This is a genomic window from Chryseobacterium sp. 22458, assembly GCF_052044975.1.
GTDB lineage: Bacteria > Bacteroidota > Bacteroidia > Flavobacteriales > Weeksellaceae > Chryseobacterium.
Genome location: NZ_JBQEOA010000003.1, coordinates 440332 through 458859, shown reverse-complemented (window position 1 = coordinate 458859; position 18528 = coordinate 440332). Strand labels below are relative to the sequence as shown.

Annotated in this window: 19 protein-coding genes; 14 read left to right on the top strand and 5 right to left on the bottom strand. The window is 37.6% G+C overall.

All coding sequences use genetic code 11. The annotated features are described in order from the left end of the window. The first annotated feature begins 88 nt into the window (after positions 1-88). The 9 genes from hflX (at position 89) to ACTJJF_RS12920 (ending at position 9585) form a co-directional block, all read left to right on the top strand. A complete protein-coding gene (gene hflX / locus ACTJJF_RS12960) occupies positions 89-1309 on the top strand; it encodes a GTPase HflX (protein ID WP_312297288.1) in 1221 nt (406 codons plus the stop codon). Further along, positions 1309-1935 (top strand): DUF4919 domain-containing protein, encoded by a 627-nt coding sequence (locus tag ACTJJF_RS12955; protein WP_312297287.1) that lies wholly within the window; start codon positions 1309-1311, stop codon positions 1933-1935. The genes hflX and ACTJJF_RS12955 overlap by 1 nt, the downstream gene beginning before the upstream one ends. Before the next feature lie 25 nt (positions 1936-1960). Next, entirely contained in the window at positions 1961-3247 is a 1287-nt protein-coding gene (locus tag ACTJJF_RS12950) for a cation:proton antiporter (protein ID WP_312297285.1), read from the top strand. A gap of 40 nt (positions 3248-3287) precedes the next feature. Next, the gene (locus ACTJJF_RS12945; protein ID WP_440699912.1) at positions 3288-4007 is read left to right on the top strand and encodes a DNA alkylation repair protein; all 720 of its coding nucleotides are present in this window, start codon (positions 3288-3290) and stop codon (positions 4005-4007) included. Positions 4008-4135: 128 nt separating this feature from the next. Next, positions 4136-4804, top strand: coding sequence for a hypothetical protein (locus ACTJJF_RS12940; RefSeq protein ID WP_440699911.1), 669 nt, complete (start codon positions 4136-4138; stop codon positions 4802-4804). A gap of 17 nt (positions 4805-4821) precedes the next feature. Then, on the top strand, positions 4822-6837 hold the full coding sequence (locus ACTJJF_RS12935) for a hypothetical protein (protein ID WP_440699910.1): 2016 nt from the start codon (positions 4822-4824) through the stop codon (positions 6835-6837). After that, on the top strand, positions 6838-8076 hold the full coding sequence (locus ACTJJF_RS12930) for a hypothetical protein (protein ID WP_440699909.1): 1239 nt from the start codon (positions 6838-6840) through the stop codon (positions 8074-8076). Between the two features lie 33 nt (positions 8077-8109). After that, positions 8110-8448 (top strand): DUF6122 family protein, encoded by a 339-nt coding sequence (locus ACTJJF_RS12925; protein WP_440699908.1) that lies wholly within the window; start codon positions 8110-8112, stop codon positions 8446-8448. Between the two features lie 66 nt (positions 8449-8514). Beyond that, positions 8515-9585 (top strand): calcium:proton antiporter, encoded by a 1071-nt coding sequence (locus tag ACTJJF_RS12920; RefSeq protein WP_312297275.1) that lies wholly within the window; start codon positions 8515-8517, stop codon positions 9583-9585. A 30-nt stretch (positions 9586-9615) separates the two neighbouring features. Here the strand turns inward: ACTJJF_RS12920 and ACTJJF_RS12915 are convergent, their stop codons facing one another. Next, positions 9616-9996 carry a group III truncated hemoglobin gene (locus ACTJJF_RS12915; protein ID WP_312297274.1) on the bottom strand — a complete coding sequence of 127 codons (381 nt, stop codon included), beginning with the start codon at positions 9994-9996 and terminating at the stop codon, positions 9616-9618. Positions 9997-10151: 155 nt separating this feature from the next. Here ACTJJF_RS12915 and ACTJJF_RS12910 point away from each other — a divergent pair, with 155 nt between their 5' ends. From ACTJJF_RS12910 to ACTJJF_RS12900, 3 genes are all read left to right on the top strand, one after another. Then, entirely contained in the window at positions 10152-11123 is a 972-nt protein-coding gene (locus ACTJJF_RS12910) for an ion channel (RefSeq protein WP_440699907.1), read from the top strand. Then, positions 11124-11612, top strand: a complete 489-nt coding sequence (locus ACTJJF_RS12905) for a YkgJ family cysteine cluster protein (protein WP_440699906.1) — start codon at positions 11124-11126, stop codon at positions 11610-11612. A gap of 225 nt (positions 11613-11837) precedes the next feature. Beyond that, positions 11838-12095, top strand: a complete 258-nt coding sequence (locus ACTJJF_RS12900; RefSeq protein ID WP_440699905.1) for a hypothetical protein — start codon at positions 11838-11840, stop codon at positions 12093-12095. 123 nt (positions 12096-12218) lie between these two features. Here the strand turns inward: ACTJJF_RS12900 and ACTJJF_RS12895 are convergent, their stop codons facing one another. The 4 genes from ACTJJF_RS12895 to ACTJJF_RS12880 all read right to left on the bottom strand — a co-directional run bounded on the left by ACTJJF_RS12895 (position 12219) and on the right by ACTJJF_RS12880 (position 16173). Next, the gene (locus tag ACTJJF_RS12895) at positions 12219-12581 is read right to left on the bottom strand and encodes an iron chaperone (protein WP_440699904.1); all 363 of its coding nucleotides are present in this window, start codon (positions 12579-12581) and stop codon (positions 12219-12221) included. Between the two features lie 132 nt (positions 12582-12713). Next, positions 12714-14072 (bottom strand): NADP-specific glutamate dehydrogenase, encoded by a 1359-nt coding sequence (gdhA, locus tag ACTJJF_RS12890; protein ID WP_047098042.1) that lies wholly within the window; start codon positions 14070-14072, stop codon positions 12714-12716. Positions 14073-14262: 190 nt separating this feature from the next. Continuing rightward, a complete protein-coding gene (dprA, locus tag ACTJJF_RS12885; RefSeq protein ID WP_440699903.1) occupies positions 14263-15372 on the bottom strand; it encodes a DNA-processing protein DprA in 1110 nt (369 codons plus the stop codon). 33 nt (positions 15373-15405) lie between these two features. Continuing rightward, positions 15406-16173 carry a rhomboid family intramembrane serine protease gene (locus ACTJJF_RS12880; RefSeq protein ID WP_440699902.1) on the bottom strand — a complete coding sequence of 256 codons (768 nt, stop codon included), beginning with the start codon at positions 16171-16173 and terminating at the stop codon, positions 15406-15408. Between the two features lie 250 nt (positions 16174-16423). On the opposite strand from ACTJJF_RS12880, the gene ACTJJF_RS12875 reads away from it, so the two are divergent. Next, complete coding sequence (locus tag ACTJJF_RS12875) at positions 16424-17350, top strand: DUF3078 domain-containing protein (protein WP_312297261.1); 927 nt, start codon at positions 16424-16426, stop codon at positions 17348-17350. Positions 17351-17578: 228 nt separating this feature from the next. Continuing rightward, a complete protein-coding gene (locus tag ACTJJF_RS12870) occupies positions 17579-18502 on the top strand; it encodes a DUF3078 domain-containing protein (protein WP_312297259.1) in 924 nt (307 codons plus the stop codon). Positions 18503-18528 lie beyond the last annotated feature (26 nt).

Sequence of the window (18528 nt, the reverse complement as noted above, 5' to 3'; positions counted from 1 at the left end):
ATTAAAATGTGTTATTAAATAAAATTTGATTTTGTTTTTTTTCTGAAAAATATTATCTTGTAAAAATCATAAACTTAGATAGAACTTAATGTTAGAAAAGAAAGAACATAATTATGAGAAAGCAGTCCTGGTAGGTATTGTCACACAGCATCAGGATGAAGAAAAACTAACGGAGTATTTGGATGAACTTGAGTTTTTAGCTTTCACAGCAGGAGCAACAGTACAAAAACGCTTCACTCAAAAACTGACCCAGCCTGATTCCAAAACCTTTATCGGTAGCGGAAAAGCCCTTGAGATAAAAGAATATGTAAAAGAAAATGAGATAGGAACCGTAATTTTTGATGACGAGCTTTCTCCTTCGCAGCTTAAAAACCTGGAAAGAGAAATGGAAGTTAAAATCCTGGACCGTACCAACCTTATTCTTGATATTTTTGCCCAGAGAGCGCAGACTTCTTATGCGAGAACTCAGGTAGAACTGGCGCAATACCAGTATCTTTTACCTAGACTGACAAGGATGTGGACCCACCTTGAGCGTCAAAAAGGGGGAATCGGGATGAGAGGTCCCGGGGAAACGGAAATTGAAACCGACCGTCGTATCATCCGTGACAGGATTACTTTACTGAAGGATAAACTGAAGACAATCGACAAACAGATGGCCACTCAGCGTAACAACCGTGGGAAAGTAGTACGTGCCGCTTTGGTAGGATATACCAACGTAGGAAAATCTACCCTGATGAATTCGCTTTCGAAATCTGAGGTTTTTGCAGAAAATAAACTGTTTGCCACCCTTGATACCACCGTAAGAAAAGTGGTGATCGGAAATCTGCCTTTCCTGCTTACCGACACGGTAGGATTTATCAGAAAGTTACCTACACAGCTGGTAGAATCTTTTAAATCAACGCTGGATGAGGTGCGTGAAGCAGACCTGCTGATTCATGTAGTAGATATTTCTCACGAAAGTTTTGAAGACCACATTGAATCTGTAAATCATATCCTGATGGAAATTGACGCCCATCAGAAGCCGATGATCATGGTTTTTAATAAAATCGATGATTTCAGCTATGTGAAAAAGGACGAAGATGACCTTACCCCTTCTACCCGTAAAAACATTTCTCTGGAAGAATGGAAAAAAACCTGGATGGCAAAATCCAAATACCCAACGGTTTTCATTTCTGCTCTGACGAAGGAAAACTTCCCGGAAATGAAGAAAATGATTTATGACGAAGTGATGAAGATCCATATTTCAAGATTTCCTTACAATGATTTCCTTTTCGAATATTTTGATAACGAAGAAGAAGATAACAATTAATGAAATATCCCTTTTTTCTCTTATTCATGATGCTTTCGGTTTTTGGGTTCAGCCAGAAATCAAAAGTGGACTTAAAAGCTATTGAGAAAAGTCTGAAAAATCCTGATTCACCTTACAATTATGATAAACTCATTTTTAAATATAAGGGATACCCGAAGTCTTTAGACAGTATAGAATCACAATACCTGTACTACGGAAGAAATTTCAGAAATGATAAGGTGCAGACCTCAGACGAAGGTTTCAAAAATCTGGCAGAGGCTTTCAAACAGGGAAATTTCTCAGACTGTGTCAAACAGGGAAAAGCGTTGTATGATAAAGATCCCACCAATCTGGATATCCTGCTGATTCTTCTGAGAGCTTATGACTCTTTGAAAGACGGCAGCAATTTTATGCATCATCTCAATCAGTTCCGCTCACTTACAGACGGAATCAAGAGCTCGGGAGACGGGATGTCTGAAAAAACAGCTTATCTCGTCAATTCTGTGGGCGACGAATATATTCTGCTGAATATTCTGAATATAGGACAGGATTATACAAGAAATGCAAAAGCTGTAAAAGACGGCATGATAGATATATGGGAGAAAGACAGCCGAAGGATTTATATCAAAATACTTTATTTAGACTAACCAATTCATCTTAAAAAAACACTTAGTGGAGTTATATTATTCGTTTTCAGCATTAATCGTATTAGCATCAATATTTGCCTATCTTAACTACAGATTCTTAAAACTTCCAAGTACCATCGGGATCATGGTCATTGCCATTGTGGTTTCCATTTTCCTTGTCATGTTTGGTGAAACAGTGCTTCCGAGAACCTTCGGACATCTCCATAACCTGATGAGCAGCATCGATTTTACAGAAGTACTGATGGGAGCTATGCTTAATTTTCTTCTTTTTGCGGGAGGAATTCATATTAACATCAACGATCTGAAAGAACAGTTCAGGCCTGTAGTGATATTTTCTACGGTGGGTGTCGTCATTTCCACTTTTGTAGTAGGTTTCGGAATGTTCTATTTGCTTCCTTATGTGGGCATTAATCTTCCTTTTATCTACTGTCTTGTTTTTGGAGCATTAATTTCACCTACTGACCCGGTTGCGGTTCTGAGTGTTCTGAAACAGGCGAATGTTTCCAAATCATTGGAGACAAAAGTAGCCGGAGAATCTCTTTTCAACGATGGTATGGCGGTTGTTGTTTTTACAGTAGTGCTACAGCTTGCCGTTGGAAAAGAAGTGGATCTTGGGGTTGAAAGCATCGGGTTACTTTTACTTCATGAAGCTGGTGGTGGCCTTTTATTAGGTGTTTTACTCGGTTGGGTAACTTCCAGGCTGATGCGTGAGGTGGATGATTATATTATTTCCGTACTGGTAACGCTTTCTGTAGTAATGGGAGGATATCTTATTGCAAGACAAATGCATATTTCAGGACCATTGACGATGGTAGCGGCAGGTTTATTCATGGGGAATTTTAACAGAAATTTCAAGATGAAGTCTGTTACCCAGGATTATCTGATCAAGTTCTGGGAGCTGATTGACGAGATCCTGAACGCCGTATTGTTCCTGTTCATAGGATTTGAGCTACTGATGATCAAAGACCTTAAGCATTTTATGATTCCTGGTCTGCTGGCGATCATTGTGGTTTTACTGGCAAGATTTATTTCCATCTGGGGTCCTACGAAATTCACCTCACTCAGAACAAGATTTAGTCCGCAGACGGTAAAAGTACTGGTTTGGGGAGGAATCCGGGGTGGAGTTTCCATTGCTTTGGCGATGTCTATTCCTAAAAGTGAATACAGTGAAATTATCTTAAGTATCACCTACTGTGTGGTGGTATTCTCCATTATTGTTCAGGGGCTTACGATTGCCAAAGTGGCCAACCCGAAGCAGATTGCCAGAGAAGAGAAAGAGCAGGAGAGTATTGCAATGGAGGAAAAGTCTTAATGATTGTCTAAAAATATAAATACAGCCGACAGCCAATAACATGACTAGTCTTATCAAAGAAATACAGGAGGCACTAGCAGTTTTATCCATCCCCGAAAAAGCAGAATTTTTCCCCAGATTTTTTAAAACGGGAAAAGGTGAATATGGGGAAGGAGACTTGTTTCTGGGGGTAAAAGTTCCGGATCAGAGATCTGTTGCCAAAGAATATTATCCGAAAATAAGCTGGGAGGAATTAAGTATACTGCTCTCTTCCCAATATCATGAATACAGGCTGACAGCGATCTTTATGCTGGTCTTAAAATTTGAAAAAACGAAAGACAAAGCTGTAAAAGATGAAGCCGTGAAGTTTTATCTTGAGCATCTTCCGTATGTCAACAATTGGGATATTGTAGACTCAAGCTGCTATAAAATTCTGGGCAGATATGCATTTGAAAACCAGAAAGAAAACCTTCTGAGAAAGCTTTCGGAATCTGAAGAAATGTGGCATAAGAGAATTGCTGTGGTGGGAACAATGCATTATGTGAAAAAAGGTTCGTTTGACCTTACCAAAGAATTTGTAACCAGAAATCTGAAGCACCCACATGATCTGATGCATAAAGCAAACGGATGGCTGTTGAGGGAAATGGGACAGAAAAATGAAGCCGAGCTGATCAGCTATCTGAAACAGTATTACAAAGAAATGCCAAGAACCTGCTTACGGTATTCCATCGAAAAACTGGATGAGGATCTCCGTCAGGATTATCTGAAAGGAAGGGTTTAAAAAAGAATTAAAAACACAAGTTCTCTGTCTTGAAAAAGTACCGGAAAACAGCTATTTATACTTAAAAAATCAAAGATTGTAAGAATATAAGGCCGGAATTGAGTAATTTTGTGGTTTTAAGCCCAATCATGAAAAAAATTCTGAGATTATTTATTCTTTTTCTTCCTTTATCCATCCTTACAAGTTGCTTTGATATTCTGGACAAGGTTAACCTGAAAGCGGACGGAACAGGGGAATACACGATTATTCTCAATGCCAGTAAAAGCAAAACAAGGCTGGCTTCAATTTCTAAAATGGAAACCATTAACGGAAAAAAAGTTCCCAAAAAGTCTGAAATTGAAAATAAAATCAATGAAGCTGCCAGGATCTTCAAAGGAACTCCGGGGATCAGCAACGTGAAAACATCCATGGATTTTGACAACTACATTGTCAGACTGAGCTGTAATTTCAAAAAAATTGAAAACATTAATGCCGGACTGGAAAAGCTCAAATCCCAGAATATCCTGGGAAAAATGGTTCCGACCCAAATCTATAGCCAAAGTATTGAAAAAAAGACTTTGACGAGAAATAAAGTCAACACATTCAAAACGAATTATGATAAAATGAGTAAGGCAGATAAAGAAGTCTTTAACGATGCTAAATATACTTCAATCATGCAGTTTGAAAATGCGGTAAAATCACAGACGAATAATATCTACCTGCTTTCCCCGAATAAAAAGGCGCTTAAGCTTGAGGCTGATGTTCTGGATCTCATCCTGCAGAAAAAACAAATACAAAACACCATCCTTTTTCAATAAATTTCTAAACTATAGTCATGAAATCTATCTTATTAAAAACACATAAAATTATTTTCTTAGTCTTTGGTTTTACCATTGCCTTTGCCCAAAATAGCATGAAGGTTCCGAATGATGCCGTATTTTATATGGAAGTCAACGGAAAGCAGCTTAATAATAAAATCAACTGGAATAAACTTAACCCCTTACTGCACGAATTAAGCAAGAAAAGTAAGGAAAAACCTTCATGGACAGATTATTCCAAAACAGGAATTAAATATGATGCCGTGCAGTATCATTATGCAAGCTTTAATGATTCCATCAAAACATACAACACGCATTTTATTATCGATAATAAGGAAAAGTTCCAGGAATTCGTAAATTCTGTAAAGAAAAAAGGACTGGAGGTATCCAGGAAAAACAATTATTCATATGTTGATATGGATGATGATATTTTTGTGGCCTGGAACGGAACCCGTGCAGTTCTAAGCATGGTAAGCTATACAAAACCTTATAAAGATTTATGGAAAACAGAGGCTGAAGAGAGTATTGAAGCTGTTACTGACAGTGCTGTAGCGGTTGCAGCAGACAGTGCCTATATTGAAGAGGAAGTAAAACCATTTGATTATAAAGAAGAAATCAAAAATCTGAAGGATGATATTAAATACCTGAAAGAAAATATTAAGGAAAATAATCTTGAAATAGCAAGAATTCAAAAGGATATCAAATATCTTCAGAAACATCATAAGTATCCGAAGGAAAAAGAAAATAACCAAACTCCGGAACAGGAAGATTATCCGGGAGAGGCTACAGAATATGAAGATTCAGAAGCGGATAAGGCTTATCAGAAAGAACAGGATTCTATCCGCAAAGAAAATTTCAAAATCGTTAAAAAGCATGCTGAGGATCATTTTGACAGGTATTTCAGTTCCAACCTTGAAATAGAAGCTCCTAAAGAAATGCTGACTTTCAGAGATGCTAATTCTGATGTTTTTGTGTATACAGACTACGGAAGAATCGTTAATGAAGGGATCTATGGTAAAATGACCAAGTACTATACTTACGGACAGATGTTCAAAAATATGTACAATTCCAATTACTCTTACAATCTGTATTTTGATAAAGATAAAGTAAGATTGGTGAATAATTATCAGCACAAAGACACTGAGATCCAGAAGAATATTTCATCTGTTTATAAAGGGAAGAAAAATAAAAAACTGCTGGAACTGATCAGTGAAAAAAGCGTTGGTTACTATGCAATGAACGTAAACGGCGCCAAATGTTTTGATGTGATGTACAGCCTTCTTCAGAACTCGGGAGTAGGTGAATATAAGAAAGAAATGGAGCTGGTGATGGAAACCATGAAAATTATTCTGGATGAAGAAGCCATTGCCAAAATAGCACCAGGAAACGGGATTTTTGTTCTCAATGAACTGAAAACGAAAAAAGTAGAATACACCGACTATGAATACGATGCAGATTTCAATGAAAAAGAAGTAAAGAAAACCAAAGAAATAGCAGTGCCAAACTTCACTTTCGCCTTTGCAACAGAGAATGAAGGGTACTGGAACCGTATCTTTAATCTGTTGGCTACTAATAAAAAACTGTCTAAAAGATTCTCTAAAAAAGGTGATTTCTACACGTTTAAAGATGAGAAAAACGGAGGATATGTCGATCAGCTGTTCTTTACTGTAAAAAACGGAGTTGTTTATCTGATGAGTTCTACAGAAAATATTCTTCCTACCAGCCAGACTGACGTTTCCAGAAAATGGGCAAAAGACTCTGCTAAATATCCGTTATCCGGAAGATTGGATATCCAGAAGCTTTTGACAGGTCTGGATAAAGAATTCAAAAGCCCTAAAGAAAGAAGAACGCTGGATGCAATCAGAAAAAATGTAGGCGAACTTTATTATAAAACAGAGGCAAAAGGAGAAAGTATCCAGACTGAAATGAATTATATCATCAAAGATTCATCAGAAAACAGCCTGATGTATTTCTTTGATTTGTTTGACCAGATTTTTAAAACCAAGGAAGAAAAAAAATCGCAGATACTATAAATGAACAAAAAGAAGATTATTGTCCCGTTAATTCTCATCCTTGCTGCAGCAGTATATTGGGTATTTTTCCACAAGGATAAAACCCTGAAGTTTATTCCTGAAAATGCAGATGCAGTAGTTATAATCGATGTTAAAAAATTAACGGGTCAATACCTCTTCAGTTTAATCACGCATCCTTCAGAATGGTCTGGAAGCCCAACAAAAGATAAAAGTTCGGTTTCATTTAAAAATTCAGGAATCAGAGTTCCGGATTTCTTCCAGATCTTTCATGTCAGAGATTCGAAATTTTCCGAATGGTATAGTATTCTGGAACTTAAAGACCCTCAAAAATTCATAAAATTCCTGAAATCACGTCAATTTACTGATAAAGGAAACGGAAACTTTCAAAAGGATCAGATTTTTATTGTAATCGAAAAAGAATATTGTATTGCAGGAACTTCTGACCAGGCTTTTGAATCGATAAAAAAACAGCTTCTCCACACGCCGCAAAAAAGTAAATGGAACGCTGATCAGTTGATTTACAATACGGCAGCAAGTATTTCCTTCATTTCAGGACAAAAGATCCGGAATTTCTCCATTGAAGTGAAAGATGATGAAGTTGAGATCAGAAACAATACGGAAACGGAGATATTCAATTCCATTGCTTCCAGATTACAGAAGAAAAACCACTTTCTGGAAATGGAACTGGATGCAGAGAATGTAAAAAATTATGCCCGCTTTTTCAATAAAAGCTTTGTTGATTCATCAGATATCAGTTATCTCAGAGCCTCTGCTGATCTAGTGCAGGTAAATGATACCATCATCAGCTATGAGTACGATGATGATTTTAATGAAACTGAAAAAAAGACAATTCAGAAAATTACCCAGCCTGATTATATTGTAGAATTTCAAAGCCGGATACCCGGAAAGACGTGGGAGTATTTTCATGCTAAAAAATGGATCAACACCCAGAATCAATTCACAGCAATTCCTTTTCAGCCCAATACGATCAGTAAAACCAACAGTAGGATAATCATACAATCTACCCGGAAACCTGTTTCGCTTTCCCCGGGCATAAAAGAAAACTATATGCTGATCCGGAACAGTCCCCTGTTATTTTCTTCCCTGAAAACTTTAAGTGAAACAGAAAAAAAGATCATTTCCGGTATTGATCATATCCTGTATGTGAATAAAGCTCAGGATTACCGGATCACAGTGAAAGCAAAGAAAGGTGAACTGCCTTTAATTTTAAGATGGTAAAGCATCAGCAACTCCTAAAATGAATAAGTAGTAATGGCCCAGTCAGAAGTTATGTTGCTCAAAACGTTTACGCATTATTTTTTACATCTGATTTTTCCGGTGTTTATCGCATTGATCTTTTATCGTAAAAACTGGAAGAAGGTATATCTTATCTTACTGGCAACAATGCTCGTAGATCTGGATCATCTTTTTGCCAATCCCATTTTTGATCCTTCAAGAAACAGTATAGGATTTCATTTCCTCCATTCTTATTATGCCATTGCAGTCTATATTCTGATGTTGTTCTTCAAAGGAAATATCAGGATTATAGCCATTGGGTTGCTGTTTCATATGCTTACAGATTTTCAGGACTTTACCTTATGGAGTCATTAAAATATCATTAATATTTTCCATTAATATTTCAAATTCTATAGTTTTTTTGTACTTTGTAGTCACTTTATGAAGCTTAAAGAATTTTTACATTATACTTACATTCTTCCTCTCCTTACGGTAGGGTACTACTTTTCCGGATTGATGGGAACAGGTGTTATTTATGATATTATTGCAGGTGTGCTGCTTATCGGGAGCGTTTTATCTGCAGTGCATCATGCCGAAATGGTAGCTCATAAAGTAGGGGAGCCTTTCGGAACCATTATCCTGGCTCTTTGTATCACCATTATTGAAGTGGCGCTGATCATCTCACTGATGGTGGCCGGTGGCGATCAGGCGATCACACTGGCCAGAGATACCGTTTTTGCTGCCGTGATGCTGATCCTCAATGGAATTCTAGGAATCTGTATTTTGGTAGGCGGCGTTAAATATCATGAGCAGTTTTTCGCAAGAACATCTGCTACTACTTATCTCGTAAGTATTGTTTCTATTCTTATTCTTACCCTTGTACTTCCTAATTTTACTTCAAGTGTTAACGGACCTTTTTACAACGAAGCACAGCTAGTTTTTGTATCTATTGCCTGCCTTGTGATCTATGGGGTATTCCTGATGGTGCAGACTGTACGTCACAGAAGTTATTTTATTGTCCCTGATGAGCATCCTGAAGAACATTATATTCCTTCGTTAACGAAAACAATGGTAAGCTTTGCATTTCTGGTAGTTTGTCTTGTGATTGTTGTTTTAATGGCAAAAGGTCTTTCCGATACTATTGAGGGAATGGTACAGAGTGTAGGAGCGCCCAAATCTTTGGTTGGGGTGATCATTGCAGCGGTGGTTCTTCTTCCTGAAGGAGTTGCTGCAATACGGGCGGCAAGATCCAATCAGATCCAGTCCAGCTTAAACCTTGCCTTAGGCTCTGCCCTTGCCAGTATTGGTCTTACGATTCCTGCCGTATCTACGGTGTGTATTTTGTATGATATTCCGCTGGTGCTGGGATTAGACAAAAAAGATATTATTCTGCTTTCTTTATCCGTATTTATTGTAATGCTTTCATTGAGCCGTGGAAAAACAAATATCCTGTACGGGACTGTTCTTCTGGTGAATCTGGCAGCTTATATCTTTACGGTAATTGTTCCTTAAACAGATACTAAAACGTAATCCCGAACCCTGCTAAAGCCTTCTGGCCAGTTCCATCTTGAAAGCCATCAGTTTGGCAATATTTTCAGACTTATAGATAGCCATATCGGCATTTTCTCCTACGAAATTCTCTTCAATCGTCATACGCCATAGCTCAAGCCACCTGTCGAAATGTTTCTGTTCCATAGCCTGTATTTCATTGATCGGAAAATGTACACCCATAGGATTTCCTTTATAGGTCATTTGCCCAAAGAGAATAGACTCCCAGAACGAATACATTTTTGGAAGGTGTTTATCCCAGTCTACTTTCGCAATATCATTAAAGAAGAACCCAATGGTCTCATCCTTTACCACCTTGGCATAAAATGAATTGACAAGATGCTCAATGTCTTCTCTTGACTCCAGTTTTTTCATACTTCAAATGTACTGCAAAATCGTATGAGAAATCAAATGATTCAATTGATAAAATTCATGAAAACAATATTTTATCTTTGCCTAATGAAAATGGCAAACAAGCAAATAAATGAACGGGGAGATTTGCTTCAACCGTAAAAATAAATGATCTACAAATGACAGGAGGATTCAGAAAAAAGATCCGGCAGAAGAATGCTGAAAACAGCGGATTCGGAAACAATGCATCCGGAAGATTTATCAATAAAGACGGCCTCCCGAATGTACAGAGAAGAGGGGTAAATGTCTTCAACAGGCTGAGCTGGTATCATACCATGCTGAACCTTTCTTCTTTCCGGTTTATAGCTTATCTGGTGATTGCTTATGTGCTCATCAACCTTCTTTTTGCGTTGATCTATTACCTGATTGGAGTAGAGCATCTGACCGGGATTGACAAAAGTGACCCGCTCAACGAGTTTATTGATGTCTTTTTCTTCAGCTCGCAGACCTTTACTACTGTAGGTTACGGAAGGATTGCCCCTGTGGGCTTTATGGCAAGTCTTGTGGCTACCTTTGAAGCTTTTCTGGGATTGCTTACCTTTGCCATCGCAACCGGTCTTTTTTATGGACGGTTTTCAAGACCAAGGGCTTACCTGAGATTTTCTGATATAGCAGTTATCGCACCTTTCCAGGAATCCTCTGCATTAATGTTCAGGCTGGCACCTTATAAAAATAATGCCCTGACTGATGCTGATGTTATTGTTTCTGCAGCTATTGAAGTCATGGAAAACGGAACTGCCAAAAGCAATTTTTACAGGTTAGATACTCAATTGAATAAGATCAATACCCTGGCCCTGAACTGGACTGTTGTTCATCCGATTAATGAAAATTCTCCTTTTTTCGGATTCTCTGAGGATGATTTTAAAAATACGGATATTGAGATTATCGTTCAGGTTCGGGCTTTTGATGAAGTCTTTTCCAATACAGTAGTTCAGAGGTCTTCTTATACAACGGGTGAAATTATTTACGGAGCGAAATTCGTTCCTATGTACTATCCGGGTAAAGAAAATCTGAGCACGGTGCTGGATCTGGACAAGATCAATGAATATAAAAAAGAAGAACTTCCGGCATTGCTGAGAAATAAAGAATAAATGAATTTAGATTTTTATAAAAAACAGGCTTTACAAAAGCAGAAAGAACATAAAAAATTCCTGGACGGGCTGAAAAAGAAACCGCCCAAAAACCTTGATTATATCGTTCAGGAAACCCATGATGAAGTCTTTGAAGAAATAGACTGCCTGCAATGTGCCAATTGCTGTAAAACTACAGGTCCTCTCTATACAGAAAAAGATATTGAACGTATTTCAAAACATCTGCGTATGAAGCAGGCTGATTTTGAAGCCAAATTCTTAAGAGTAGACGAGGATAATGACAAAGTATTACAGAATCTGCCCTGCTTTTTCCTGAACGGGGATAATACCTGCTCCATCTATGAAGTAAGACCGAAGGCGTGTCGTGAATACCCTCATACCGACCGTAAAAAGATCTACCAGATCAATCACCTGATGCTTAAAAATACAGTCATCTGCCCGGCAGCTTTTGAGTTCGTAGAAAAGATGATGAAGAATATATCGAAGTAATTATTGTCAAGGCTTTAAACCTGACAGCGATTAAAAAAATCAATCTTCCGGCCCAATTCAGTCGGATTATTTTTTTTGCAAATTCTTCTTAAATAATTATAAAGTACGTTAAATAAATGAGTTACGCATAATTTTATAAATGATGTCTCGTTTAAGTTAAACAATCATTTAAAATATTACATTATGAAAAAGTTATTTTTAACGGCCGCATTCACCTTGGCCGGTATGATCGCAGTGTCGGCCCAAACAGAGCAAAATAAGCCTGCTGAAACCCCTGCCAAAAACCCATCGACTACCCAAACACAGCAACCGGATTCAAAGACTAACACCACTGCACCAGATACCGGTACCACACAACAGAACACCACAACTACTGTAGAAACAACTCCTGCTACTGAGACAAGTAAAGTAACAACCATGGAGTCTACTAAACCTACAGATGCAACGAAAGAAGAAAAAAAAGATAAGAAGAAGAAAAAGTAGTACAAATTCATTTTAGCAAACACTAGTCGGAATCCTGAAATCTTGTATTTCAGGATTTTTTGCTGTTTTTGCGAAAAACTAACTTTATTTGATGGTTTAAAGGATATGAAAACTATATCTAATTTACTTACTATCAATTTCTTCTACACGGAACTTTACAATCTTTCGTACCAGCTCCAATGGAAGAGATGTATTCATAGGAAACTGAACTGCTCCTTTTGAAAACTTGTAATTTCTTTCCTTAAAATCTTTCTCAAAATGACTGATACCTTCAGCTCCGGGATAAAGGCCGATGTGCTTTTTATACCCTGCAAAATAAACCAATGGCCTGCCTTTATACCTGAAGGCCGGCATCTGATATCCGATGTATTCTTCAATGCCTGAAGTCACAATATGAATACATTGCCTCAGTTCAAACAGCTTTTCCTGAGTTTCTATTGGAAATATAAGAATATACTCATCAATATTTTTAAAGGTATTTTCCATAGTGATAAAAATAAAAAAAGTGCTGCATATAGCAGCACTTTCTCCTTTCACTTTTTACTTTTTTCCCATTTCCCCGGGAACAGGCTATATTAAAAAAGGTCGGGAGTTTTTCCCAACCTTGTCTTTTTATGTTTACACAACTCCCTGAGCCAACATTGCTTCTGCTACTTTTACGAAGCCGGCAATATTTGCACCTTTTACGTAGTTTACATAACCGTCTTCGTCTTTTCCGTAGTCTCTACAAGCTTTGTGGATACCGATCATGATTTCCTTTAATCTTGCGTCAACCTCTTCGGAAGTCCAGTTAAGACGGATAGAGTTCTGTGTCATTTCTAATCCTGAAGTGGCAACACCTCCGGCATTGGAAGCTTTACCAGGAGAGAATAATACTTTATTGTCTAAGAAATAGTTGATTGCATCTAGTGTAGAAGGCATATTAGCAGCTTCAGTTACACAAAGACATCCGTTTTCAACAAGCTTTCTTGCATCATCCAAATCTAATTCGTTCTGAGTTGCAGAAGGGAAAGCAACATCACACTTCACATCCCAAGGACGTTTTCCTGCATGGAATTCAGCAGATGGATATTTTTTAGCATAGTCTTCAGCTCTGTTGTTTCCAGAAGATCTAAGCTCTAATAAATAATCAATCTTTTCTCCGCTGATACCGTCTTTATCATATATGTATCCGTCAGGACCAGAGATAGTTACAACTTTAGCTCCAAGCTCAGTTGCTTTTTTGATAACTCCCCAGGCTACGTTTCCGAAACCTGATACCGTTACTGTTTTCCCCTGGAAATCCTGTCCGATTGTCTTAAGCATCTGCTCAGCAAAGTATACTACTCCGTATCCTGTAGCTTCAGGACGGATTAATGAACCTCCGTAGGCAAGACCTTTTCCTGTAAGAACTCCGGTAAATTCGTTTCTGATTTTCTTGTATTGTCCGAATAGGTAACCGATCTCTCTTGCTCCTACACCGATATCTCCTGCAGGTACATCTGTTTCAGGACCAATGTGCTTACATAATTCAGTCATGAAAGCCTGGCAGAAACGCATTACTTCCATATCAGATTTACCTTGCGGATCAAAATCTGAACCTCCTTTACCACCACCCATTGGAAGAGTAGTCAGAGAGTTTTTGAATACCTGTTCGAAAGCTAAGAACTTAAGAACTGATAAATTCACTGTAGGATGGAAACGGATTCCTCCTTTGTATGGACCAATAGCAGAGTTCATCTGAATTCTGAAACCTCTGTTAACCTGAATTTCTCCTTTATCATCAACCCATGGAACTCTGAAAATAATGATTCTTTCAGCTTCAGCCATTCTTTCAAGCAGCTTCATTCCGTTATATTCTTTTTTCGTAGCAATGAATGGAATTACTGTTACGGCAACTTCTTTTACAGCCTGTAAGAATTCCGGTTCGTTAGGATTTTTTGCTTCAATTTTTGCAATAAACTCTTGGATTTTCTGGTCAATATTATATTGTTCCATATATTAAGGTTGAATATTATTGTCAACAAATTTAATTTTTTTTTCAAGATTCACAACACTCTATTTTAACATTGTTAAAAATTAAATAATAATGTTTGGGAATATTATTAAATTAATAATTTATGATCAAATTTTATTAAAAATGAAATGTTATGTATGAAATAATGCAATATTAAGAAATCGTTAATTCTTAAATTGCGATAAATTGCCTCCCGGAAAACGATTTTACTTTCCCTAAAAGTTCCAATTCCAGAATTATCGGTAAAATTTTATGCGATGAAATTGAAAGAACCTGAGCGAGATCATCCAAAGAAATCTGTGGGTTTTCTTTTATAGACTGATATGTTGTATTTTGATTTTCAGTGAGTTGTATTGTTGTTTCGCTGTAAGGGAACAGCTCTTCTATTTTTTCTTTCGGATTGTTAAACCCAAGCATTCCGACCAGATCTTTGATCGTTGAAATGGCTGTTGCTTTATTATGGAAAATCAACTGATTACAGCCCTGGCTATAGTTATCCGTAATTTTTCCAGGAAGAGCAAATACATCCCGGTTATAATCATTGGCGAAAGCGGCTGTACTTACAGAACCGCCTCCAAATCCGGTTTCCACTACTATGGTAGAAGGAGAAATTCCCGCTACAATCCGGTTCCTCTGAATAAAATTTTCCCGGTCGGGTTTTCTCGAAGAACTAAATTCTGTGAGCAGTGCACCACCTTCCTGAAGGATTTTCTCAGAAAGCTTTCTGTTTTTTGAAGGGTACAAAAACTGGAAGCCATGGGCAAGAACTGCTATTGTAGGCTTCCGGTAACGAATTGACTGCTCATGAACCTCTTTGTCTGCTCCCAATGCCAGTCCGCTTACTGATGCATAAGGGTAGGATTGTGTGGTTTCAAAGAAATTTTCAATGAATTGACGGCCATAAGATGTCATATTCCGGGTTCCCACAATACTTATTTTCTGCAATGAATTGTCAACATTTCCTTTTTGATAAAGTACAGCTGGAGCATCAGTACATTCATTAAGCAGAGAAGGCGTTTCATTGAGGTACCTCAACAGGATCCGGATATTATTCTTTTCGCAAAATTTCAATTCTTCTTCTGCGAATTTCAAATGTTCCTGTCTGCCGATGTCAGCAACGGTTTTCTGACCCATTCCTTCCAGGCCTTTATATTCTTTTTGGGCTTTTTTCCAGGCTTCCTGAGCACTTCCAAAGGTCCGGACAAGTTTATGAAAATTGATATCACCAATCTGGTTACATTCACGAAGGGCGATTGCATAAAGATATTCTTCGGAGATCATGTGTGTTTTTTATCAAATGTAGTGAAATAAGTTTTATCTCTTCCTTAATTCATCCAAATGATCCCAGATATCATCTCTTTTTTTATAAGGAAGTTCCATAAAGTCTTCCGGATGATTTTCTTTGTATTCCTGCCAGAGTTTATCATCTTTTTCACTGTAATAATTAGGAAATTCCCAGATGAATTTTTTCTTTTTTTCTCCTACGTTTTTAAAGGCAAATGCAATAATACTTCCCACTACAGCTCCGGATAAATGAGCCTGCCATGAAATCTTGCTGGGCTCAGACATATTATAAAAAAGTTCTTCCGGCAGCATTCCCCAGACTAAACTTCCGTAATACAATACTACAAGCATGGAAATGGTAAGAAGTTTTGTATTCCATTTGAATACCCCACTGAAGAAAAGAAAAAAAGCAAGAACATATACAACGCCACTGGCTCCGATGGTACAGGTGTACATATAATCACCGGTAAAAATATCAATAGGAGGAAGAAGCCAAACCAAAAGTCCTGTAGCAAGCCATCCGATAACAAAAACCTTATTGGCGACCAGTGGATAAAATTGATAAAGCAGAAACATAAGGGCAGCAATAGGAATAGAATTGCCTATGATATGATCTATGTTTCCATGCAAAAGAGGAGAAGTGATCACCCCAAGCAGACCTTCAGGCAAAAGAGGGATAATAGCTCCGAAGCAACTGCCAAAAAAGCCCTGCATCTGTAAGAAATACCCGAACCACATTGCAGAAAGCATCAGCAAAGGGTATATAATCGCTCTTTTGGAAATTACATTTTTAAACATGAAGATTTTATGTCAAAACAAAAGCCAATGATTAATTTCGGAAAATTTGTCGAAGAATTTTTCCTACTGTTCTGATTTTAAGACAAAAGGTATTGATTTTAACTTTTTAACCTCTTATTTTGGCATTGATTTTACTGAAAATATTCCGGGCATGAGGACTTAAAAGCCATGAAAATGTATTCTTTAAAGGTAAAATGCCCCTTTAAAAAAATTATATTTAATATTTTTGCAATGAAAATTATTTAGAGAAATGAAGAAGTTTTTGTTGATTCTTTCCTTTTTTGTAGGGATTTATGCAAGTGCACAAGAAGAATTAAAAAAAGATTCAGTAGTGGTAGACACGGTGAAATACTGGTCAGTACTTGGGAAAAATACTTTAATGATCAATCAGGCTGCCTTTTCAAACTGGGTAGGAGGTGGAGCCAACAATGTAGGCTGGCTTGCCGGAGTGAACTATAATATTACCTATGAAAAAGACAAAGATCTGTGGGAGAATATCATCCTTCTCGGCTATGGTCAGAATGACACCAAAGGATTGGGAATCAGAAAAACCCAGGATGTGATCAATGTTTCAACCAACTACGGGCGGAAATTTTCGAAAAGCTGGTATTTCTCTTTAGGAGCAGGTTTACAATCACAGTTCGCCCCCGGGTATGAAGACGGGAATAATCCGGAAGCCAAAAAAATCTCCAATTTCATGGCTCCCGGTTACCTAAACGTCGGTATGGGTATCACCTACAGACCGAATGATGATCTTACGGTAACTTTACGTCCTACCAACGCCAGATGGACCTTTGTTCTGGATAAAGGGCTTCAGCTTGCAGGAAACTATGGTTTAAAAAGTGATGGAGATTCTTCCCTGTTACAATTCGGTTTTCTGGGAACTGCAATGTATAAGCTTAAAATCATGGAAGATATTCACCTTACAAATACCGCTTCGGTCTTCTCCAATTATCTTGATCGCCCGGACAGGCTGGTTCTTGCTTATGGAGCTATTCTGAATCTGAAGGTAAACAAATACATCTCATCCAACATCACTTTAGATTTGCTGTATGATCATAACCAGATTGAGAAAACACAGCTAAAGCAGACTCTTGGGATTGGTTTCGCCTACACGCTTGATAATGGTGTAAAACGATCAGAACGTAAGGACAGCCAATGGTGGATTAAAAAATAAATCAGATACCTATTTAAAAATAACAGCACTTCAGAATTGAGGTGCTTTTTTTGTTTTAAAAAGGACCGTGGTTTTAAGTAGCTTTAAGTTTGTTATAGGAGATGGGGATATTTTAAGTGTTTGTTTTCAGTTTGTTACAGGTGGTTTTTTGAATATGTTAAATTCATTTTAAAGTGAATTTTAGACGATCATAAATTATTATTTATACATTTGTACAAATCGTTAATTATGAAAAAAGTTTTATTGATCGCTTCCGTTTCCTTCGGAACTTTAGCAACAGCTCAGGATACAAAAACTGATGCGCCTGCAGCTGATACCGTTAAAGCCTGGTCTATTCAGGGACAGAATACATTAATGCTTAATCAGGCAGCCTTTTCAAACTGGGTAGGAGGTGGAGCCAACAACGTAGGATGGCTTGCCGGTGTCAATTACAACCTTACTTATGAAAAAGGCAAGGACCTTTGGGAGAATATTATTATTCTTGGATATGGCCAAAATAATACCCAGGGGACAGGAGTAAGAAAAACTCAGGATGTCATCAATCTTTCTACAAACTATGGTAGAGAATTTGCCAAAAACTGGTATTTTTCAACAGGAGCCAGCCTTCAGACACAGTTTGCACCGGGTTATGAAGACGGGAATAATCCTGAGGCGAAGAAAATTTCCAACTTTTTTGCTCCAGGATACTTAAATCTTGGTGCCGGGGTTACTTACAGGCCAAGTGATAATTTGACTGTAACTTTACGTCCTGCTAACGCCAGATGGACTTTCGTATTGGATAAAGATCTTCAGAAGGCCGGAACATATGGGCTTAAGAACGATGGAGATTCCTCTTTGTTCCAGTTCGGTTTTCTGGGAACAGCGATGTATAAAATCAAGATCATGGAGAATATTAATCTGACCAATACAGCTTCCGTATTCTCAAATTATCTGGATCATCCGGAGAGATTGGTTCTTGCGTATGGAGCGATTTTAAATATGAAGATCAATAAGTATATTTCATCCAATATTACCCTGGATCTGCTGTATGACCATAACCAAATCTGGAAAACACAGCTGAAACAGACATTGGGTGTAGGTTTTGCCTATAATATAGACAATGGAAAGAAACGTTCGGATAATAAGGATAACCAAAGCTGGTTAAAAAAATAATCCCGGCTGAAAACATAATAAAAAGC